The organism is Streptococcus sp. 2154, from assembly GCF_013277255.1.
Classification (GTDB): domain Bacteria; phylum Bacillota; class Bacilli; order Lactobacillales; family Streptococcaceae; genus Streptococcus; species Streptococcus pseudopneumoniae.
The window spans coordinates 26,162-48,730 of the sequence record NZ_VMMK01000039.1 but is presented as its reverse complement, the minus strand read 5'-3'; the positions used below and the strand labels follow the sequence as shown (position 1 = coordinate 48,730).

Sequence of the window (22,569 nt, the reverse complement as noted above, 5' to 3'; positions counted from 1 at the left end):
TTTGTGATTGAACAACAAGTATAACACAGAGGTGTTTTCTTATGCCTAGAAGAGCTTTCATTTGACAAGAGGAACCCTTGAAGCAGTTTTGTCAGCTAAACCAAAGCTAATCTTAGCCTTGGCTTGTCAGCCTAACAGCATCAAGCCTCTTATCAAATGAAATCGAGGGCTAGCTATAAGCTAGTTAAAACATCTAATTTTTAGGAGGGCTGGGTGGCTAACTTCATTATAGAACTTTCAATATCACATTCGAATCACAATAAATAAAAAAATCTTCCAATTCCCTTGCAAAAATGAAGAAAGTGTGATAACATAGTACGGTATGTAGTGCTAGCACATCCGCTATATTAGATTTAATAGGAGGAAAACACAATGGCTAAAGTATGTTACTTTACAGGTCGTAAGACTGTATCAGGAAACAACCGTTCACACGCGATGAACCAAACAAAACGTGCCGTAAAACCAAACCTTCAAAAAGTTACTGTTCTTATCGATGGTAAACCTAAAAAAGTTTGGGCTTCAGCTCGCGCTTTGAAATCAGGTAAAGTTGAATGCGTTTAATAATAAAAGCAAGGAGACCTCAGGGTCTTTTTCTTTTGACATAGTGAAAAAATCATTTTAAAAGCAGAGTAAATATCCGCTGATACAGTATTCTGCTTTTACACTTGGGCTGAAATATGATAAAATAGAGTATCAACTAGTTGAGGTAAAAAGGATGACTGTAAAAATTAATACAAAAGATGGTCAAATCGAACTAACAGATGAAGTGATTGCAACCGTCGTAGGTGGAGCAGCAACTGAAATTTTTGGTGTGGTCGGTATGGCTAGTAAAAATGCCCTCAAAGATAATTTCCAAGCCCTTCTAGGTAAGGAAAATTATTCCAAAGGTGTCGTCGTAAAGGCAGCCGAAGATGGAAGCATTGCAGTTGATGTGTATACCGTGTTAAGCTACGGAACAAAGATTAGTGAAGTGTCAAAAAACATTCAAGAGCGTGTTGCCTTTAGCTTGGAAAACCAGCTTGGAATTACTGCTCAGACTGTAAATGTTTACATTCAAAATATCAAAGTTGTAGGAGAATAACCGTGTCAAAAATTACTACTAGCTTATTTCAAGAAATGGTGCAGGCTGCATCAACTCGCTTGAATAAGCAAGCTGAATATGTCAATTCATTAAACGTCTTCCCTGTTCCAGATGGAGATACTGGAACAAACATGGGGATGACCATCGAAAATGGAGCTAAAGAAGTTGCAGACAAGCCAGCTTCTACAGTTGGAGAGGTAGCGAGCATTCTTGCTAAAGGGCTTTTGATGGGTGCGCGTGGGAACTCAGGAGTTATTATGTCTCAGCTTTTCCGTGGATTTTCACAAGCCATCAAGGATAAAGACGAGTTAACAGGTCAAGACTTGGCCCTTGCCTTCCAATCAGGTGTTGAAGTTGCCTATAAGGCAGTGATGAAACCAGTTGAAGGAACGATTTTGACAGTTTCTCGTGGGGCTGCTATCGGTGCTAAGAAAAAAGCTGAGCAAACAGATGATGCTGTTGAAGTCATGCGCGCAGCCTTGGAAGGTGCTAAAACAGCTCTAACTAAAACGCCAGACATGCTTCCAGTATTGAAGGAAGTTGGCGTTGTGGACTCAGGTGGTCAAGGATTGGTCTTTATCTACGAAGGTTTCCTTTCTGCCCTTACTGGTGAATATATTGCATCTGAGGACTTTGTAGCGACTCCTGCCAATATGAGTGAAATGATCAATGCAGAGCACCACAAGTCTGTGGCTGGTCATGTGGCGACTGAGGATATCAACTTTGGTTACTGTACTGAAATCATGGTAGCTCTTAAGCAAGGTCCAACCTATGCCAAAGATTTTGACTACGATGAATTCCGTAACTACTTGAATGAACTTGGAGATTCTCTCCTCGTTGTCAATGATGATGAAATCGTCAAAGTCCATGTCCATACAGAAGATCCAGGACTTGTCATGCAAGAAGGTCTAAAATATGGTAGCTTGGTCAAGGTAAAAGTTGACAATATGCGTAACCAACACGAAGCACAGATTGAGAAAGAAACTGCCCAAGTTAGCAAGCCAGCTGAAGAAAAAGAGTATGCTTTGATTGCTGTGGTGGCTGGTAAAGGTCTAGCAGATATCTTCCGTTCTCAAGGTGTGGATTATGTTATCGAAGGCGGTCAAACCATGAACCCTTCAACAGAAGACTTTATCAAGGCTGTTGAACAGGTCAATGCCCGTAACATCATCTTCCTGCCAAATAACAAGAATATCTTCATGGCAGCTCAATCTGCGGCAGAAGTTTTGGAGCAACCAGCAGTAGTGGTAGAAGCTCGCACTCTTCCTCAAGGTTTGACAAGTCTTCTTGCCTTTGATCCAAGCAAGTCCATTGAAGAAAACCAAGAGCGTATGACAGCTGCTCTTAGCGATGTCGTTAGTGGAAGCGTCACAACAGCTGTGCGTGATACAACCATCGATGGTTTAGAAATCCATGAAAACGATAATCTAGGTATGGTGGATGGGAAAATCCTCGTGTCAGACCCTGACATGCACCAAACCTTGACAGAAACCTTGAAACATATGTTGGATGAAGATAGTGAAATTGTAACCTTCTATGTCGGTGAAGACGGAAGCGAAGAACTTGCTAATGAAATTGCTCAAGAAATCGCAGAAGAATTCGAAGACGTTGAAGTCGAGATTCACCAAGGTCAACAACCTGTTTACCCATACCTATTTAGTGTAGAATAAGATTAATGAAGGACTGAGAAATCAGTTCTTTTCTCTTGAAAAATCTTGAAAAAATGGTATGATAGTAACAAGTTATTTTTAAGAGGAAAGAAAGGGGAACAATGGAGAAAATCAGTTTAGAATCTCCTAAGACGGGGTCGGACCTAGTTTTGGAAACACTTCGTGATTTAGGAATTGATACCATCTTTGGTTATCCTGGTGGTGCTGTCTTGCCTTTTTATGATGCGATATATAATTTTAAAGGCATTCGCCACATTCTAGGGCGCCATGAGCAAGGTTGTTTACATGAAGCTGAAGGTTATGCCAAATCAACTGGAAAGTTGGGTGTTGCCGTCGTCACTAGTGGACCAGGAGCAACAAATGCCATTACAGGGATTGCGGATGCCATGAGCGATAGTGTTCCCCTTTTGGTCTTTACAGGTCAGGTAGGGCGAGCAGGGATTGGGAAGGATGCCTTTCAGGAGGCAGACATCGTAGGAATTACCATGCCAATCACTAAGTACAATTACCAAGTTCGTGAGACAGCTGATATTCCGCGTATCATTACGGAAGCTGTCCATATCGCAACTACAGGTCGACCAGGGCCAGTCGTAATTGACCTACCTAAAGACGTATCTGCTTTAGAAACAGACTTCATCTATTCACCAGAAGTGAACCTACCAAGCTATCAGCCGACTCTTGAGCCAAATGATATGCAAATCAAGAAAATCTTGAAGCAATTGTCCAAGGCTAAAAAGCCAGTCTTGTTAGCTGGTGGTGGAATTAGTTATGCTGAGGCGGCGGCAGAATTAAATGAATTTGCAGAACACTATCAAATTCCAGTCGTAACAACTCTCTTAGGTCAAGGAACAATTGCAACGAGTCACCCACTCTTCCTTGGAATGGGGGGGATGCATGGGTCTTTCGCAGCGAATATTGCCATGACAGAGACGGACTTTATGATTAGTATTGGCTCTCGTTTTGATGACCGTTTGACAGGAAATCCAAAGACTTTTGCTAAGAATGCTAAGGTTGCCCACATTGATATTGACCCAGCTGAGATTGGCAAGATTATCAGTGCAGATATTCCTGTAGTTGGAGATGCTAAGAAGGCCTTGCAAATGTTGCTGGCCGAACCGACAGTTCATAACAATACTGAAAAATGGATTGAAAAAGTCACTAAAGACAAGAACCGCGTTCGTTCTTATGATAAGAAAGAGCGTGTGGTTCAGCCGCAAGCTGTTATTGAACGAATTGGTGAATTGACGAATGGAGATGCCATCGTGGTAACAGACGTTGGTCAACACCAAATGTGGACAGCCCAGTATTATCCCTACCAAAATGAACGTCAGTTAGTGACTTCAGGTGGTTTGGGAACGATGGGATTTGGAATTCCAGCAGCAATCGGGGCTAAAATTGCTAACCCAGATAAGGAAGTAGTCTTGTTTGTTGGGGATGGTGGCTTCCAAATGACTAACCAGGAATTGGCTATTTTGAACATTTACAAGGTGCCAATCAAGGTGGTTATGCTGAACAACCACTCACTTGGAATGGTTCGTCAGTGGCAGGAATCCTTCTATGAAGGTAGAACATCTGAGTCAGTCTTTGATACCCTTCCTGATTTCCAATTGATGGCGCAAGCTTATGGCATTAAAAACTATAAGTTTGACAATCCTGAGACCTTGGCTCAAGACCTTGAAGTCATCACTGAGGATGTTCCTATGCTAATTGAGGTAGACATTTCTCGTAAGGAACAGGTGTTGCCAATGGTACCAGCTGGTAAGAGTAATCATGAGATGTTGGGGGTGAAGTTCCATGCGTAGAATGTTAACAGCAAAACTACAAAATCGATCAGGAGTCCTCAATCGCTTTACCGGTGTCCTGTCTCGTCGTCAGGTTAATATCGAAAGTATCTCTGTTGGAGCAACAGAAGATCCGAATGTATCGCGCATCACCATTATTATTGATGTAGCTTCACATGATGAAGTGGAGCAAATCATCAAGCAACTCAATCGTCAGATTGATGTGATTCGCATTCGAGATATTACAGACAAGCCTCATTTGGAGCGCGAGGTTATTTTGGTTAAGATGTCAGCGCCAGCTGAGAAGCGAGCTGAGATTCTAGCGATTATTCAACCTTTCCGTGCAACAGTGGTAGACGTAGCGCCAAGCTCGATTACCATTCAGATGACAGGAAATGCTGAAAAGAGTGAAGCTCTATTGCGAGTCATTCGACCATACGGTATTCGCAATATCGCTCGAACGGGTGCAACTGGATTTACCCGCGACTAAAAATCCAACTTAAATTTGTTAAACCAGCCTAAAAGGCAATAAATAATAGAAAAGAGAGAAAAACTATGGCAGTTCAAATGGAATACGAAAAAGATGTTAAAGTAGCAGCACTTGACGGTAAAAAAATCGCCGTTATCGGTTATGGTTCACAAGGACATGCGCATGCTCAAAATTTGCGTGATTCAGGTCGCGATGTCATCATCGGTGTACGTCCAGGTAAATCTTTTGACAAAGCAAAAGAAGACGGATTTGACACTTACACAGTAGCAGAAGCTACTAAATTGGCTGACGTTATCATGATTTTGGCACCAGACGAAATCCAACAAGAATTGTACGAAGCAGAAATCGCTCCAAACTTGGAAGCTGGAAACGCAGTTGGATTTGCTCATGGTTTCAATATCCACTTTGAGTTTATCAAAGTTCCTGCGGATGTAGATGTCTTCATGTGTGCTCCTAAAGGACCAGGACACTTGGTACGTCGTACTTACGAAGAAGGATTTGGTGTTCCAGCTCTTTACGCAGTATACCAAGATGCAACAGGAAATGCTAAAAACATTGCTATGGACTGGTGTAAAGGTGTTGGAGCAGCTCGTGTAGGTCTTCTTGAAACAACTTACAAAGAAGAAACTGAAGAAGATTTGTTTGGTGAACAAGCTGTACTTTGTGGTGGTTTGACTGCCCTTATCGAAGCAGGTTTTGAAGTCTTGACAGAAGCAGGATACGCTCCAGAATTGGCTTACTTTGAAGTTCTTCACGAAATGAAATTGATCGTTGACTTGATTTACGAAGGTGGATTCAAGAAAATGCGTCAATCAATTTCAAACACTGCTGAATATGGTGACTATGTATCAGGTCCACGTGTAATCACTGAACAAGTTAAAGAAAACATGAAGGCTGTCTTGGCAGACATCCAAAATGGTAAATTTGCAAATGACTTTGTAAATGACTATAAAGCTGGACGTCCAAAATTGACTGCTTACCGTGAACAAGCAGCTAACCTTGAAATTGAAAAAGTTGGTGCAGAATTGCGTAAAGCAATGCCATTCGTTGGTAAAAACGACGATGATGCATTCAAAATCTATAACTAATTAGAGAGCAAAGGATTTTGAGAAAGCTTTAGTTTCAGCTACTCGTGGGATATTAGATATACTTATTTAGGGGTTGAAATCATATGAATATTACCAATTTGTTTTCTATCAAGACAGGATGTGATGAAACTGATAGGCAACTGCAAAAATTATTTTTTCAGTTGGATTTACAATTGGGAGAATTGACAGATCAACTAAGAAAATTAGATTCTAATTTTGTTCCTCGTAGTCAATTTGTAGACACGCTGGATTTGAATGATGTAGAATATAAAGAAATTTTAAACTATTTTATCTTCCATCGTAATGATAGTGAAGAAAGTTTGGCAGAATGGTTATATGATTGGATTTCTACAAATCGTTATGAACTTCCTAAAGAGTTTTCAATTCGTATGGCTCATAAATATCATGAAAGTGTTGCTGAAGTTTTTGGAGATGAATAACTAAAAAAACAGTCATTAGTGACTGTTTTTTATAGAAAAAGAGGTTTTATATGTTAAGTTCAAAAGATATCATCAAGGCTCATAAGGTCTTGAATGGTGTGGTTGTGAATACCCCACTGGATTACGACCATTATTTATCGGAGAAGTATGGTGCTAAGATTTATTTGAAAAAAGAAAATGCCCAGCGTGTTCGCTCTTTTAAAATTCGTGGTGCCTATTATGCCATTTCTCAGCTCAGCAAGGAAGAACGTGAGCGTGGGGTAGTCTGCGCTTCTGCGGGAAATCATGCGCAGGGAGTAGCCTATACCTGCAATGAGATGAAAATTCCTGCTACTATTTTTATGCCCATTACCACTCCGCAACAAAAAATTGGGCAGGTTCGCTTTTTTGGCGGGGACTTCGTAACCATTAAACTAGTTGGAGATACCTTTGATGCTTCAGCTAAGGCAGCTCAAGAATTTACAGTTTCTGAAAATCGTACTTTTATTGATCCCTTTGATGATGCTCATGTTCAAGCAGGTCAAGGAACAGTTGCTTATGAGATTTTAGAAGAAGCTCGAAAAGAATCGATTGATTTTGATGCTGTCTTGGTTCCTGTTGGTGGTGGGGGTCTCATTGCTGGGGTTTCTACCTATATCAAGGAAACAAGTCCAGAGATTGAGGTTATCGGAGTAGAGGCGAATGGAGCGCGTTCCATGAAAGCTGCTTTTGAAGCTGGTGGACCTGTTAAACTCAAAGAAATTGACAAATTTGCGGATGGGATTGCTGTGCAAAAGGTAGGACAGTTGACCTATGAAGCAACGCGTCAACATGTTCAAACTTTGGTAGGTGTCGATGAGGGATTGATTTCTGAAACTTTGATTGACCTCTACTCTAAGCAAGGGATTGTTGCAGAACCTGCTGGAGCAGCTAGTATCGCCTCTTTAGAGGTTTTAGCTGAATATATCAAGGGGAAAACCATTTGTTGTATCATTTCTGGAGGGAATAATGATATCAACCGTATGCCAGAAATGGAAGAGCGTGCCTTGATTTATGATGGGATCAAACATTACTTTGTGGTCAATTTCCCACAGCGTCCAGGAGCTTTGCGTGAGTTTGTAAATGATATCTTGGGGCCAAATGATGATATCACCCGTTTTGAGTATATCAAGCGAGCTAGTAAGGGAACAGGTCCAGTATTGATTGGGATCGCTTTGGCAGATAAGCATGATTATGCAGGCTTAATTCGTCGAATGGAAGGTTTTGATCCAGCTTATATTAACTTAAATGGGAATGAAACGCTCTATAATATGCTTGTCTGAGGACTAATAAAAAAATATCATATTATTTGCACAACTAATGTATAGGTGTTATAATGATAGTGAAGAAAGGGGGCGATTCCTATGGTTTTAGGAAGCTTATCGTGCTATTTCTACTACAACTCACTATAACACCTATTATTTTCGATTCTGTTTATATTAAGGCGGCAGAATTACTTACTATATATAAGGAAATTTTTTGAAATCCCCAATTGTATATATCCCTAATTTGAGATTTCTCTAAATATAATAGGAATCAAAAAAAATAATCAATGTTTGTGAGATGACTGCTAGGTGAGTTGGTCGAAAAAACTCGTGAGATAGACAATAGTGCTAGACATGCAATAGCTAGTGATACTGATTTTAAATGACTAGCTGGAAAGTGGGTATGTAATCAGAAGATGCAAGATTGTACAAAGTAAGTAGTACCGGTTGTGAAATGGATAAGATATAGATAAGGACAGGAAAGGAACCAAAGAAGGAGAAAGAAAACGGAATGATTTAGAGATAGTGAGGAGTGAAAGACTATCTTTAGTGGGCTTGTTGATTTAAAAGGAATAGATAGAATGAAATAGTAAATCCTGTCTATCCTATTGAGAAACTGGTATTCAGCATACGTGAATATTTTTACAAATTTAAAGTTTAATAATGCAATTGTTTTTTAGGAGCATACTGATGGGTTATAGTAAGCGGAAAACTATATATTATCGGCTTTAAAAAGGAAGTAAGAAGATTCTGGGTCATTTATTTTATTGAATATATGTTTTTTATTGACAAAAGTAGTAAAAACGTATACAATTAAGTATTGTAAAGAAGAAAATAGGAGAAAAACATGGCTAAGTCAAACTTTGAAAAAGTAGAATCAGTTGTTGGCTGGGTTCGTGATAAGAAAATCACAGGCTACCGTATCTCTAAAGAAACGAATGCGCGTGAAATGTCTATCATTGCTCTGGCGCAGGGTCGTGCAAAAGTAAAAAATATTTCATTTGAAACAGCCCTAGGCCTAATTGATTTCTATGAAAAAAATCATGAAAAATTTGAAGATTAATCTTTGGATAACGGCGGATTCTTGACCCTCAAGTAGTAGAGATAGAGAATCTGCCTTTTCATTTTGAGGACAGCAAAAAGACTGCACGGTTGAGGCAGCCTTTTCTTTTTATTTGAGATAGCGTTGAAGGAATTCTTTTGTACGGTCTTCTTTAGGATTGGTGAAGAGATCTTCTGGTTTGCCTTCTTCAGCAATCACACCCTTATCCATAAAGATAACACGGTGAGAGACATCACGGGCGAATTCCATTTCATGGGTTACGACAATCATAGTCAAGCCTTCCTGAGCTAGATCTTGCATGATTTTGAGGACTTCTCCAACCATTTCTGGATCGAGAGCTGATGTTGGTTCATCAAAGAGAATAGCATCTGGATTCATGGAAAGGGCGCGAGCGATGGCCACACGTTGTTTTTGACCACCTGAGAGTTGTTTTGGTTTCGCTTGCCAGTAGCGTTCCCCCATACCGACCTTTTCCAGGTTTTCTTTGGCAATCTTTTCAGCTTCTGTGCGTTCGCGTTTAAGGACAGTTGTCTGAGCGACAATTGTGTTTTCAAGCACGTTGAGATTTTCAAAGAGGTTAAAGGATTGGAACACCATCCCCAACTTTTCACGGTATTGCGTGAGGTCATAGCCTTTTTCGAGGACGTTTTGTCCATGATAAAGGATTTGTCCATCAGTTGGTGTTTCAAGTAGGTTAATAGAGCGTAGGAAGGTCGATTTCCCGCTTCCAGAGCTTCCGATGATAGAGATTACCTCTCCCTTGTGGACAGTGAGTGAAATGTCTTTTAGCACTTCGTTTTGGCCATAGGATTTTTTGAGGTGTTTAATTTCAAGGATTGCTTGTGTCATTATTTAAAATCCTCCGTTTGTATTTGGTTAGCACCTGTAGTATAGGTATCCATGTCCATTCTGCGTTCGATGAAGCGTAGGATACGTGTTACGGTGAAGGTGAGGACAAAGTAAATCACGGCGATGATTGTAAATGTCTGGAAGTATTGATAGGTTTGAGTTGCCACGGTATTTCCTGAGAAATAAAGTTCGACAACAGAGATAACGTTCAATACAGATGTATCTTTGATATTGATGACAAATTCATTACCAGTTGCTGGTAGGATGTTACGGATAACCTGAGGTAGCACAATCTTATGCATGGTTTGGTTATGAGTCATACCGAGTGCAGTCGCGGCTTCAAATTGTCCCTTGTCAACTGCTAGGATACCACCACGGACGATTTCAGTCATGTAGGCACCAGTGTTGATCGAAACGATGAAGATAGCAGCCAGTGTGCGGTCAAGGTTGATACCGAAAGCTTGAGCAGTTCCATAGTAGATAACCATCGATTGAACAATCATTGGGGTACCACGGAAAATTTCAATGTAGACATTGAGAATCCAGCCAACTAGTTTTTGTAAGCTGTAAATGGCTTTATTCTCAGAGAGAGGAGCAGTACGGAAGACACCAATGGCAAGTCCAATAATGAGACCTGTGATGGTTCCGACGATAGAGATTAAAAGAGTGATACCAGCACCACGCAAGAGTTGTTGCCAGTTTTCAGAAAGAATTTTAGCGACTTGGCTAAAGAAACTACTGCTAGTCTCTTCAGTTGTTGTAGCTTCGGCAGGTTGTTCCTTGATCATACGATCCATCAAGGCAACTTGGTCGTCTTTTGAAATGGTTTCAATGCTGGCATTGATTTGGCTAATACGATTGTCATCTTTACGAAGTCCAATGGCGATAGCTGTATCTTCTTCCCCAGTTTTGAAACCTGGTTCTACTTGAATCATCTTAAACTTAGAGTTAGCGGCTTCGGCAGTCAGTGCTTCAGGGCGTTCAGAAACATAGGCATCGATGACACCAGCCTCAAGAGCTTGGCGCATTTGAGCGAAGTCTCCCATGGCTGTTTCTTTTTTAGCGCCTGGGATTTGTGCAATCAAGTCATAAAGGTAGACACCTTGTTGAGAAGTGATTTTCGCACCATTAAAGTCATCTAAAGATTTAGCACTTGCATAGGCAGAATCTTTTTTGACAAGTAGGACAGGTTCGCTAGTGTAGTAACTGCTTGAAAAGGCAATTTCTTGTTTACGCTCGGCAGTAGGACTCATACCTGCGATAATCATGTCAATCTTACCAGAAGTAAGGGCAGGGACTAGACCTTCCCACTTGGTTTTAACAACCAAAGGTTCTTTACCTAAGTCCTTAGCGATTTTCTTGGCGATTTGAACATCGTATCCGTTGGCATACTGGTTGGTTCCATCGATTTTGACAGCTCCATTGCTATCATCATCCTGGGTCCAGTTAAAGGGGGCATATGCTGCTTCCATCCCGATGCGTAAATATTCATCGGCTTGAGCAACATTGACAAGTCCTAGCATCAGCAAGAGACTTGTGAAAATAGATAAGTATATTTTTCTCATGATTTCTCCTATTCTAATCTATTAAAAAATAACTGTCTCCTATTTTATCGAAAAATGCGTAATTTTTCAACATAAGTAAGCCTTTACTTACGAAAAAATGCTATAATGATAAGAAAGATAAAAAGGGGGCTTAGTTGATGAAAAAAACTTTTTTCTTACTGATGTTTGGCTTGTTTTGCCTTCTGCCACTTTCTGTTTTCGCCATTGATTTCAAGATAAACTCTTATCAAGGGGATTTGTATATTCATGCAGACAATACGGCAGAATTTAGACAAAAGATAGTTTATCAGTTTGAGGAGGACTTTAAGGGCCAAATCGTGGGACTTGGACGTGCTGGCAAGATGCCTAGTGGATTTGACATTGATCCTCATCCAAAGGTTCAGGCTGCGAAAAATGGTGCTGAACTAGCAGACGTTACGAGCGAAGTGACAGAAGAAGCGAATGGTTATACTGTGAGAGTCTATAATCCAGGCCAGGAAGGCGACACAGTTGAAGTTGAGCTTACATGGAACTTAAAAAATTTGCTTTTCCTATATGATGACATTGCTGAATTAAATTGGCAACCTTTAACAGATAGTTCAGGGGCTATTGGCAAGTTTGAATTTCATGTAAGGGGAGACAAGGGAGCTGAAAAACTCTTTTTCCATACAGGCAAACTTTTTAGAGAGGGAACGATTGAAAAGAGTAGCCTTGATTATACTATTCGCTTGGACAATCTTCCAGCTAAGCGTGGAGTTGAATTGCATGCATACTGGCCTCGGACCGATTTTGCTAGCGCTAGGGATCAGGGATTGAAAGGAAATCATTTAGAAGAATTTAATAAGGTAGAAGACTCGATTGTTAAAGAAAAAGAGCAAAGTAAACAACTCCTTACTTGGGTCTTACCTTCGATACTTTCTATCTCCTTGTTATTGAGTGTCTGCTTCTATTTTATCTATAGAAGAAAGACCACTCCTTCCGTCAAATATGCCAAAAATCATCGTCTCTATGAACCACCAATGGAATTAGAGCCTATGGTTTTATCAGAGGCTGTCTACTCGACCTCCTTGGAGGAAGTGAGTCCCTTGGTCAAGGGGGCTGGCAAATTCACCTTTGATCAACTTATTCAAGCTACCTTGCTAGATGTGATAGACCGTGGAAATGTCTCTATCATTTCAGAAGGAGATGCAGTTGGTTTGAGGCTAGTAAAAGAAGATGGTTTGTCAAGCTTTGAGAAAGACTGTCTAAATCTGGCTTTTTCAGGCAAAAAAGAAGAAACTCTTTCCAATTTGTTTGCGGATTACAAGGTATCTGATAGTCTTTATCGTAGAGCAAAAGTCTCTGATGAAAAACGGATTCAAGCAAAGGGGCGTCAACTCAAATCTTCTTTTGAAGAAGTATTGAACCAGATGCAAGAAGGAGTGAGAAATCGAGTTACCTTCTGGGGGCTTCCAGATTACTATCGTCCTTTAACTGGTGGGGAAAAGGCTTTGCAAGTGGGTATGGGACTCTCCACTATCTTGCCCCTATTTATTGGATTTGGTTTGTTCTTGTACAGTTTGGATGTTTATGGCTATCTTTACTTCCTCTTGCCAATACTTGGTTTTCTAGGTTTGGTGTTGGCTGTTTTCTATTATTGGAAGCTTCGACTAGATAATCGTGATGGTGTCCTAAATGAAGCGGGAGCAGAAGTATACTATCTCTGGACCAGTTTTGAAAATATGTTGCGGGAGATTGCACGATTGGATCAGGCAGAGTTGGCAAGTATTGTGGTCTGGAATCGCCTCTTGGTCTATGCGACCTTATTTGGCTATGCGGACAAGGTCAGCCATTTGATGAAGGTTCATCAGATTCAAGTGGAAAATCCAGATATCAATCTTTATGTAGCTTATGGTTGGCATGGCATGTTTTATCATTCAAGCGCGCAAATGAGCCATTATGCTAGTGTCGCAAATACAGCAAGTACCTACTCCGTATCTTCTGGAAGTGGAAGTTCTGGCGGTGGCTTCTCTGGAGGCGGAGGTGGCGGAAGTATCGGTGCCTTTTAAAGAGAACTGCCATAGACTGAAAAAGTATGCTATAATGGAAGATAGAAAAAAGGAGTAATCTATGTATCTTATTGAAATTTTAAAATCTATCTTCTTCGGGATTGTTGAAGGAATTACAGAATGGTTGCCGATTTCCAGTACAGGTCACTTGATTTTAGCAGAGGAATTTATCCAATACCAAAATCAAAATGAAGCCTTTATGTCCATGTTTAATGTCGTGATTCAACTTGGTGCTATTTTAGCAGTCATGGTGATTTACTTTAATAAACTAAATCCCTTTAAACCGACTAAGGACAAACAGGAAGTTCGTCAGACTTGGAGACTATGGTTGAAGGTCTTGATTGCGACCTTGCCTTTACTTGGTGTCTTTAAATTTGATGATTGGTTTGACACCCACTTCCATAACATGGTTTCAGTCGCTCTTATGTTGATTATCTATGGGATTGCCTTTATCTATTTGGAAAAGCGCAATAAAGCGCGTGCGATCGAGCCAAGTGTAACAGAGTTGGACAAGCTTCCTTATACGACAGCCTTTTATATCGGTCTCTTCCAAGTTCTTGCCCTTTTACCAGGGACTAGCCGTTCAGGTGCAACGATTGTCGGTGGTTTGTTAAATGGAACCAGTCGTTCTGTTGTGACAGAATTTACCTTCTATCTTGGGATTCCTGTTATGTTTGGAGCTAGTGCCTTAAAGATTTTCAAATTTTTGAAAGCAGGACAGCTCTTGAGCTTTGGGCAATTGTTCTTGCTCTTGGTTGCGATGGGAGTCGCTTTTGCAGTCAGCATGGTCGCTATTCGCTTCTTGACGAGCTATGTAAAAAAACACGACTTTACCCTTTTCGGTAAATACCGCATCGTGCTTGGTAGTGTTTTGCTACTTTACAGTTTTGTCCGTTTATTTGTATAAGAAAAACCTTGAAGGGTCCAGGCTCTTCAAGGTTTTAAAATCCAGTCACGGTAATCCCCAGCAGGCGGACACCTCTTTCTTTCTCGCTTAACTCTTCATAGAGTTGCAGGGCTATTTGGCTTATCTGACCAGCATCCTGTGTTTTTTGAGCCAGACTTTTTCGTTTGGTAAGGGTTGAAAAGTCTTCGTAGCGGATTTTCAAAATGACAATTTTTCCAGCTTTTTCTTGCTGACTGAGATTGAGAGCGACTCTTTCTGATAGGAGAGTCAGCTCTTTTTTGATGTCTTCCTCAGCACGTAGAATCTTTCCATAGGTTTTCTCCTTCCCGATTGATTTACGGATGCGATTGGATTTGACTGGAGAGTTGTGAATGCCACGAGCCTTTCGATACAGGTCATAGCCCAGTCTACCAAAGCGGTCTATTAGGGTCACTTCAGGAACTTCAAGTAGGTCAGCGCCAGTAAAAACACCCATGTGATGAAGGCGTTCCACCGTCTTTTTTCCTACTCCATGAAACTTGGCCACGTCCATTTGTTTGAGAAAATCCTCAGCCTGGTCAGGTAGAATTACTGTCAAACCATGTGGCTTTTGATAATCGCTAGCCATTTTAGCTAAGAACTTGTTATAAGAAACGCCTGCGGAAGCAGTTAGATGGAGTTCTTGCCAGATATCTTTTTGAATGAGGCGAGCGATTTTGACCGCTGACTTGATACCGAGTTTATTTTCTGTCACATCCAAATAGGCTTCGTCAATGCTCATGGGTTCTATTAAATCTGTATAACGCTTAAAGATAGATCGAATCTGGAGTCCCACAGATTTGTATTTCTCATAATTTCCTGAGATAAAGACTGCCTGGGGACAACGTTCATAGGCTTCCTTAGAACTCATAGCAGAATGGACACCAAAAGCTCGCGCCTCATAGCTACAAGTGGAAACGACACCACGCCCACCTGTTTGCCGAGGGTCACTGCCGATAATGACAGGTTTTCCTCTGAGTTTAGGATTATCCCTGATTTCTACCGCAGCAAAAAAGGCATCCATGTCAATATGGATGATTTTTCTTGACAAATCATTTAACAAAGGAAAAATCAACATGTCTAGCCCCCTTTTTACCGCTTATTTTCTTTTATTATACCCTTTTTTCTGAAAAAAAGAAAAAAGGACTTTATTTTTTCAAAAATATAATACAGTTTGAAATAAAATGTAGACTGTTTTAGAAAAGAAAGTGTAAAAACAGGGAATTTTCACTTGTTGAAATCGGTTACTGTATGGTATACTTGACTCATGAATGTAACAGATAGTTGTTACTAGAAAGAAAAAAGAGGACATTAACATGGTTGTTAAAACAGTTGTTGAAGCACAAGATATTTTTGACAAAGCTTGGGAAGGCTTCAAAGGCGTAGATTGGAAAGAAAAAGCAAGTGTATCACGCTTTGTACAAGCTAACTACACACCTTACGATGGAGACGAAAGCTTCCTTGCAGGACCAACAGAACGTTCACTTCACCTCAAAAAAATTGTAGAAGAAACGAAGGCACACTACGAAGAAACTCGTTTCCCAATGGACACTCGTCCAACATCTATCGCTGATATCCCTGCTGGATTTATCGATAAAGAAAATGAAGTTATCTTCGGTATCCAAAATGATGAACTATTCAAATTGAACTTCATGCCAAAAGGTGGTATCCGTATGGCTGAAACTACTTTGAAAGAAAATGGATACGAACCAGACCCAGCTGTTCACGAAATCTTCACTAAATACGTAACAACAGTTAACGACGGTATCTTCCGTGCCTACACTTCAAATATCCGTCGCGCTCGTCACGCTCACACTGTAACTGGTCTTCCAGATGCATATTCACGCGGACGTATCATCGGTGTTTACGCACGTCTTGCTCTTTACGGTGCAGACTACTTGATGCAAGAAAAAGTAAACGACTGGAATGCAATCGAAGAAATCGATGAAGAAACAATCCGTCTTCGTGAAGAAATCAATCTTCAATACCAAGCATTGCAACAAGTTGTTCGCTTGGGTGACCTTTACGGAGTTGATGTTCGCAAACCAGCGATGAACGTTAAAGAAGCAATCCAATGGGTTAACATCGCCTTCATGTCTGTCTGCCGTGTTATCAACGGTGCTGCAACATCTCTTGGACGTGTGCCAATCGTATTGGACATCTTTGCAGAACGTGACCTTGCTCGTGGTACATTTACGGAATCAGAAATCCAAGAATTCGTTGATGATTTCGTTATGAAACTTCGTACAGTTAAATTTGCTCGTACAAAAGCTTATGACCAATTGTACTCAGGTGACCCAACCTTCATCACAACTTCTATGGCTGGTATGGGTAACGACGGTCGTCACCGTGTTACTAAGATGGACTACCGTTTCTTGAACACTCTTGACAACATCGGTAACTCACCAGAACCAAACTTGACAGTTCTTTGGACTGACAAATTGCCATACAACTTCCGTCGCTACTGTATGCACATGAGCCACAAACACTCTTCTATCCAATACGAAGGTGTAACAACAATGGCTAAAGACGGATATGGTGAAATGAGTTGTATCTCATGCTGTGTGTCTCCACTTGACCCAGAAAATGAAGAACAACGCCACAACATCCAGTACTTCGGTGCGCGTGTGAACGTATTGAAAGCCCTTCTTACTGGACTTAACGGTGGTTACGACGATGTTCACAAAGACTACAAAGTATTTGACATCGAACCAATCCGTGACGAAGTTCTTGAATTTGAATCAGTTAAAGCTAACTTTGAAAAATCTCTTGACTGGTTGACTGACACTTACGTAGATGCTTTGAATATCATCCACTACATGACTGATAAGTACAACTACGAAGCTGTTCAAATGGCCTTCTTGCCAACTAAACAACGCGCTAACATGGGATTCGGTATCTGTGGATTTGCCAACACTGTTGACACATTGTCAGCTATTAAGTACGCTACAGTTAAACCAATCCGTGATGAAAATGGCTACATCTACGATTACGAAACAATCGGAGAATACCCACGTTGGGGTGAAGATGATCCTCGTTCAAACGAATTGGCAGAATGGTTGATCGAAGCTTACACAACTCGTCTACGTAGCCACAAACTTTACAAAGACGCAGAAGCTACAGTTTCACTTTTGACTATCACATCTAACGTTGCTTACTCTAAACAAACTGGTAACTCACCAGTCCACAAAGGTGTATACCTCAACGAAGATGGTTCTGTGAACTTGTCTAAACTTGAATTCTTCTCACCAGGTGCTAACCCATCTAACAAAGCTAAAGGTGGATGGTTGCAAAACTTGAACTCACTTTCTAGCCTTGACTTTAGTTATGCAGCTGATGGTATCTCATTGACTACTCAGGTTTCTCCACGTGCTCTTGGTAAGACTCGTGATGAACAAGTTGATAACTTGGTAACAATCCTTGATGGTTACTTTGAAAACGGTGGACAACACGTTAACTTGAACGTTATGGACTTGAACGATGTTTACGAAAAGATCATGTCAGGTGAAGACGTTATCGTACGTATTTCTGGATACTGTGTAAACACTAAATACCTCACTCCAGAACAAAAAACTGAATTGACACAACGTGTCTTCCACGAAGTTCTTTCAATGGATGACGCCTTGGATGCATTGAGCTAATCAAGTTCTTGAATAATGAAATAAGGAACCCTCGGTCAATCGACTGAGGGTTTTGTGCTTGGGATCTTCAATTCCTTGAGTCAGGCACTAAAATGTCTGACCAGGATTCAAAGATACTTATTGAGTTGCGGGAGGTATTTGATACTCAATGAAAATCAAATAGCAAACTAGGAAGCTAGCCACAGGTTGCTCAAAACACTGTTTTGAGGATAAGACTGACAAAGTCAGTCACATATATACGGCAAGGCGAAGCTGATGTGGTTTGAATTTTATCTCTTAGACCAAGTTCTCTTCATAAAGAGAAGTAGGATTGGATAAATCTCCAAGCGGCCTGCAATCATTGCAAAGGAGAGGAGAATTTTTGAGATAGGGCTAAAGATTGAGAAACTAGATGTCGTTCCTAGAATAGGACCGATGTTATTGAAACAGCTAAAGACAGCACTGGTAACGATCAGGAAATCATTGCTATCTAGGCTGACAATAAAGATAAGCGCTAGCAAAATCATAGAATAGATGACAAAGTACTTGAGAATCTTATGCTGGGTATCTTTGTCAATCACCGTTTGATTCACATGGAGAGTCAAAACACGGTGGGGCGATAGAATGGACAAAATTTGGTTTTTGGCAATTTCTGAAAGGATGAGGCCTCGAATAATCTTGAGTCCACCTGCAGTTGATCCAGCAGAGCCACCGATTGCCATGAGGAAAAGGAGGATAAACTGGGAGAAGAGGGACCAATTGGTAGTGTCTCCATATCCAAAACCAGTTGTTGTAATGATGTTGGAAACCTGGAAGAAGTCCATTTCAAAGCTCTTGGAAAATCCTGGGTAGAGATAGAGGGTATTAAGGCTGATCAAGGCTGTAGAAACCAGTACGATGACCAAATAAGCCCGAAGTTCTTCATCTCCAAAGAAGGCTTTGACGCGACGGAGCATGAGGTAGTAGTAAAGGTTGAAATTTACCCCAAAAACTAGAACTCCGATACTAACCAGATAGGTAATTAGTGAACTGCCATAGTGGGCAATTCCGTCGTTATAGACGGTAAAACCTCCTGTACCTGCTGTTCCCATAGCAATGACAAAACTATCAAATAGGGGCATGCCAGCCAGATAATAGATGATGACAAAGAGGGAGAAGAGAGCTAGATAAAGGAGATAGAGAATCTGGGCAGTATTTTTGAGTTTGGATACAACCTTACCGAAAACAGGGCCAGGAACCTCGGCCTTCATCACTTCTAGGTGGCTATTTTTGGCATTGTCCATAATAGCAAGTGCAAAAACAAGCACTCCCATCCCTCCAATCAAGTGGGTAAAACTTCGCCAGAAGAGGAGGGAACGGCTGAGAACCGAAACGTCGTTCAAAATACTTGCTCCAGTAGTTGTAAAGCCAGAACTGATTTCAAAAAAGGCATCAATAACGCTGGGGATTTGCCCAGCAAAGACAAAGGGGAGACCGCCAAAGAAGGACCAAAGGATCCAACAGAGGGCCACAATCAAGACTCCCTCCTTGGCATAAATCCGTTGATTTTTTGGCTTCTGTAAACTCCCTGAACCGCCTAACAATACGAGAATCCCTATGGTCGAAAAGAGGGCTGTAAAGACTTGGCTCGATTCACGGTAATAGACAGCAATCGCAACAGGAACCAAAAGGAGAACAGCTTCAATCAAAAGTAATTTTGAAAGGAGGTAGCGAATCATACTTTTATTCATTTCTTACCTCGCAATCAAGTCATAAATCTTAGTGATATTCGGCAACAAGGTTGTTACTAGGAGCTTGTCTCCAACTTCCAACATATCCTCCCCAGTTGGGAAAATCGTTTTGCCCTTTCGAATGATAGCTGCAATAAGAACCCCTTTTTTCAATTTCAGTTGAGAAAGAGGTTTGGCAGTCATTTTATTGGCTTCCTTGATATGGAATTGCAGGGTTTCGATTTGGCCATTGGCTAGATGGTGCATGGCTTGAAGGTCTGAATACTGGGCATTAACTCGACCACGAATAAAGTGCATAATCGTATCTACAGCGATGCTTTTAGGTGTGATGATACTTGAAAAATCAGGCGCATTGATAATCTCGAGGAGACTGGTACGATTGACCTTAGTAATATTTTTCTGTACACCTACCCTGTCAAGGAACATAGATGTAATCAGATTTTCCTCATCGACTCCTGTTAGAGTCGCAACGGCATCATAGTGTTGAGCACTTTCTTCCAGCAGGATATCTTGTGCGGTACCATCTCCTTGAACGATGTAGAGGTTTGGGAATTTCTCGCTAAAGAAGCTAGCGATTTCAGGATTGATTTCAATAATCTTAGTATCAATACGACTATCTTTGAGGATACCTAGTAGATAATAGGCAATTCTACCAGCTCCAACAATAAGAAGACTCTTCACGGCACGAGACTTGAAATAATTATGGAAGAGCATCATATCAACACGGTTACCAGTGACAAAGATTCTATCTTTATCCTGTATGGTCATATCACCACTTGGGATGATAATTTGATGATCTCTTTCTATCGCACATACAATGACATTGCCAAATTTTTTCCGAAAATCAGAAATGGGCATTTGGCAAAGACCACTGGAGGATTTAACAGTGAATTCCATCAAGCTGACCCGTCCACCAAAGAAACGTTCGACAGATAGAGCGTTGGGGAAGTCAATGATGTTGGCGATAGCGCGGGCAGCCAAGAGCTCAGGGTTAACGATGAGAGAAAAACCGAGAATATTCTTTTCTTTGAAATAGGAGTTAGAATATTCAGGGTTCCGCACCCGAACGATGGTCTCTTTAGCTCCCATTTTTTTGGCTAGAACGGCTGCAATCATGTTCACTTCATCGTATTCAGTCAGGGCGATAAAGATATCACAATCCTGGACACTGGCTTGCTCAAGGATGGTAAAATCGGCCCCGTTACCAAGGATACCCATGATATCAAAGCGATTGACAATATGATTGAGGACAGCTTCGTCTTGCTCAATCAGCAAAACATCATGCTTTTCTGCAACCAAGGAGCGACAGAGGGCAGAACTAACTTTTCCCCCTCCGACAAGGATGATTTTCATAATAAAACCTACTTTTTCATGATGTAACTATCATATCCTTTTTCAAAAAAATGCACCTACTAGCTAATAAGAAGAGCTTTTAGTAGGACATTTGCTATAAGGTAAAACTATATCCTAACCAATTGAAATAGCTATTAGCACCTTTCTCTGAAATATGGTATGATAAAGGGTATGCAAGGAGACAAAATGAATAATAATTTACTGGTACTACAATCAGACTTTGGTCTGGTTGATGGTGCGGTATCGGCTATGATTGGAGTGGCTTTAGAAGAGTCTCCAACCTTAAAAATTCATCACTTGACGCACGATATCACGCCTTATAATATTTTTGAGGGTAGTTACCGTCTCTTTCAGACGGTGGATTACTGGCCTGAGGGAACGACTTTTGTATCGGTTGTCGATCCAGGTGTCGGCTCGAAACGTAAGAGTGTGGTTGCCAAGACTGCAAACAATCAATACATTGTCACGCCAGATAATGGGACTCTTTCTTTTATCAAGAAACACGTTGGTATTGTAGCCGTTCGTGAAATTTCTGAGGTAGCTAATAGGCGTCAAAACACAGAGCATTCTTATACCTTCCACGGTCGTGATGTCTATGCCTATACTGGTGCTAAACTGGCCAGTGGTCACATTTCTTTTGAGGAAGTGGGGCCAGAGCTCAGTGTGGATCAGATTGTGGAACTTCCAGTCGTAGAGACCATTATTGAAGATCATCTGGTGAAGGGAGCCATTGATATTCTGGATGTGCGTTTTGGTTCGCTTTGGACCTCTATTACGCGAGAAGAATTTTACAAACTGGAACCAGAATTTGGTGACCGTTTTGAAGTGACCATCTATCACGCTGATATGCTGGTCTATCAAAATCAGGTTGTTTATGGCAAATCATTTGCAGATGTGAGAATTGGGCAACCCATCCTTTACATCAACTCTCTCTATCGTTTAGGTCTGGCTATCAACCAAGGTTCCTTTGCCAAGGCCTATAATGTAGGTGTCGGTTCATCTTGGACCATTGAAATAAAGAAAATAGAATCATAAAATAGGAGAATATAGATGAAAAATCAATCAATTAAACAAGTTGTTGCTGTAGGAATTGGCGCTGCCCTCTTTGTCGTCATCGGGATGATCAACATTCCGACCCCTGTTCCAAATACAAGCATCCAGCTTCAGTATGCGGTACAAGCGCTACTTTCTATTATTTTTGGACCGATTATCGGTTTGCTTGTCGGGTTGATTGGTCATGCAATCAAGGACTCTCTTGCTGGTTACGGTCTGTGGTGGACTTGGATTATCGCTAGTGGGCTCTTTGGTCTAGCTGTGGGGCTATTTAGAAAGTACGTTCGCGTGATCAATGGTGTCTTTGACTGGAAAGATATTCTTATTTTTAACCTCATTCAACTACTTGCAAATGCCCTTGTTTGGGGTGTCTTGGCACCACTTGGAGATGTTGTGATTTATCAAGAAGCTGCAGAAAAAGTATTTGCCCAAGGAATTGTTGCGGGAATTGCTAATGGTGTATCTGTAGCTATTGCAGGAACTCTTCTCTTGCTTGCCTATGCAGGAACTCAAACTCGTGCAGGAAGTTTGAAAAAGGACTAATACTCTTC

Annotated in this window: 19 protein-coding genes; 14 read left to right on the top strand and 5 right to left on the bottom strand. The window is 40.9% G+C overall.

Going from position 1 to position 22,569, the window contains the following annotated elements:
- Positions 1 to 372 precede the first annotated feature (372 nt).
- The 9 genes from rpmB (at position 373) to HT693_RS07580 (ending at position 8,896) form a co-directional block, all read left to right on the top strand.
- A complete protein-coding gene (gene rpmB, locus HT693_RS07620) occupies positions 373 to 561 on the top strand; it encodes a 50S ribosomal protein L28 (RefSeq protein WP_172925091.1) in 189 nt (62 codons plus the stop codon).
- A 154-nt stretch (positions 562 to 715) separates the two neighbouring features.
- Positions 716 to 1,081: an Asp23/Gls24 family envelope stress response protein gene (locus HT693_RS07615; RefSeq protein ID WP_000216436.1), complete on the top strand. Its 366-nt coding sequence runs from the start codon at positions 716 to 718 to the stop codon at positions 1,079 to 1,081.
- 2 nt (positions 1,082 to 1,083) lie between these two features.
- Complete coding sequence (locus tag HT693_RS07610) at positions 1,084 to 2,751, top strand: DAK2 domain-containing protein (RefSeq protein WP_138705097.1); 1,668 nt, start codon at positions 1,084 to 1,086, stop codon at positions 2,749 to 2,751.
- A 101-nt stretch (positions 2,752 to 2,852) separates the two neighbouring features.
- Entirely contained in the window at positions 2,853 to 4,553 is a 1,701-nt protein-coding gene (locus HT693_RS07605) for an acetolactate synthase large subunit (RefSeq protein WP_138705098.1), read from the top strand.
- A complete protein-coding gene (ilvN, locus tag HT693_RS07600) occupies positions 4,546 to 5,022 on the top strand; it encodes an acetolactate synthase small subunit (RefSeq protein WP_001253803.1) in 477 nt (158 codons plus the stop codon). The genes HT693_RS07605 and ilvN overlap by 8 nt, the downstream gene beginning before the upstream one ends.
- Positions 5,023 to 5,087: 65 nt before the next feature.
- Positions 5,088 to 6,110: a ketol-acid reductoisomerase gene (ilvC, locus tag HT693_RS07595; protein WP_000290683.1), complete on the top strand. Its 1,023-nt coding sequence runs from the start codon at positions 5,088 to 5,090 to the stop codon at positions 6,108 to 6,110.
- Between the two features lie 83 nt (positions 6,111 to 6,193).
- Complete coding sequence (locus HT693_RS07590; protein ID WP_001027897.1) at positions 6,194 to 6,550, top strand: hypothetical protein; 357 nt, start codon at positions 6,194 to 6,196, stop codon at positions 6,548 to 6,550.
- Between the two features lie 50 nt (positions 6,551 to 6,600).
- Complete coding sequence (gene ilvA, locus HT693_RS07585; RefSeq protein WP_000952975.1) at positions 6,601 to 7,851, top strand: threonine ammonia-lyase IlvA; 1,251 nt, start codon at positions 6,601 to 6,603, stop codon at positions 7,849 to 7,851.
- An 829-nt stretch (positions 7,852 to 8,680) separates the two neighbouring features.
- Positions 8,681 to 8,896, top strand: a complete 216-nt coding sequence (locus HT693_RS07580) for a hypothetical protein (RefSeq protein ID WP_001130036.1) — start codon at positions 8,681 to 8,683, stop codon at positions 8,894 to 8,896.
- A gap of 108 nt (positions 8,897 to 9,004) precedes the next feature.
- Here the strand turns inward: HT693_RS07580 and HT693_RS07575 are convergent, their stop codons facing one another.
- Positions 9,005 to 9,745: an amino acid ABC transporter ATP-binding protein gene (locus HT693_RS07575; protein ID WP_000189477.1), complete on the bottom strand. Its 741-nt coding sequence runs from the start codon at positions 9,743 to 9,745 to the stop codon at positions 9,005 to 9,007.
- Positions 9,745 to 11,310 carry an ABC transporter substrate-binding protein/permease gene (locus HT693_RS07570; protein WP_138705099.1) on the bottom strand — a complete coding sequence of 522 codons (1,566 nt, stop codon included), beginning with the start codon at positions 11,308 to 11,310 and terminating at the stop codon, positions 9,745 to 9,747. The genes HT693_RS07575 and HT693_RS07570 overlap by 1 nt, the downstream gene beginning before the upstream one ends.
- 137 nt (positions 11,311 to 11,447) lie before the next feature.
- Between HT693_RS07570 and HT693_RS07565 the strand changes: the two genes are divergently transcribed.
- Positions 11,448 to 13,337, top strand: coding sequence for a DUF2207 domain-containing protein (locus tag HT693_RS07565; protein WP_138705100.1), 1,890 nt, complete (start codon positions 11,448 to 11,450; stop codon positions 13,335 to 13,337).
- A 61-nt stretch (positions 13,338 to 13,398) separates the two neighbouring features.
- Complete coding sequence (locus HT693_RS07560) at positions 13,399 to 14,244, top strand: undecaprenyl-diphosphate phosphatase (RefSeq protein WP_138705101.1); 846 nt, start codon at positions 13,399 to 13,401, stop codon at positions 14,242 to 14,244.
- Between the two features lie 34 nt (positions 14,245 to 14,278).
- On the opposite strand, the gene dinB is transcribed toward HT693_RS07560, so the two are convergent.
- Positions 14,279 to 15,340, bottom strand: coding sequence for a DNA polymerase IV (gene dinB / locus HT693_RS07555; RefSeq protein ID WP_138705102.1), 1,062 nt, complete (start codon positions 15,338 to 15,340; stop codon positions 14,279 to 14,281).
- Between the two features lie 238 nt (positions 15,341 to 15,578).
- Here dinB and pflB point away from each other — a divergent pair, with 238 nt between their 5' ends.
- Complete coding sequence (pflB, locus tag HT693_RS07550; protein ID WP_138705103.1) at positions 15,579 to 17,903, top strand: formate C-acetyltransferase; 2,325 nt, start codon at positions 15,579 to 15,581, stop codon at positions 17,901 to 17,903.
- 269 nt (positions 17,904 to 18,172) lie between these two features.
- On the opposite strand, the gene HT693_RS07545 is transcribed toward pflB, so the two are convergent.
- Both HT693_RS07545 and trkA read right to left on the bottom strand, forming a co-directional pair.
- On the bottom strand, positions 18,173 to 19,612 hold the full coding sequence (locus HT693_RS07545; protein WP_172925090.1) for a TrkH family potassium uptake protein: 1,440 nt from the start codon (positions 19,610 to 19,612) through the stop codon (positions 18,173 to 18,175).
- Positions 19,613 to 19,615: 3 nt separating this feature from the next.
- Complete coding sequence (trkA, locus tag HT693_RS07540) at positions 19,616 to 20,965, bottom strand: Trk system potassium transporter TrkA (protein ID WP_023937108.1); 1,350 nt, start codon at positions 20,963 to 20,965, stop codon at positions 19,616 to 19,618.
- A 186-nt stretch (positions 20,966 to 21,151) separates the two neighbouring features.
- Here trkA and HT693_RS07535 point away from each other — a divergent pair, with 186 nt between their 5' ends.
- A complete protein-coding gene (locus HT693_RS07535; protein ID WP_023937107.1) occupies positions 21,152 to 22,000 on the top strand; it encodes an S-adenosyl-l-methionine hydroxide adenosyltransferase family protein in 849 nt (282 codons plus the stop codon).
- Between the two features lie 15 nt (positions 22,001 to 22,015).
- Positions 22,016 to 22,561 carry an ECF-type riboflavin transporter substrate-binding protein gene (locus tag HT693_RS07530; RefSeq protein ID WP_000795930.1) on the top strand — a complete coding sequence of 182 codons (546 nt, stop codon included), beginning with the start codon at positions 22,016 to 22,018 and terminating at the stop codon, positions 22,559 to 22,561.
- Positions 22,562 to 22,569 lie beyond the last annotated feature (8 nt).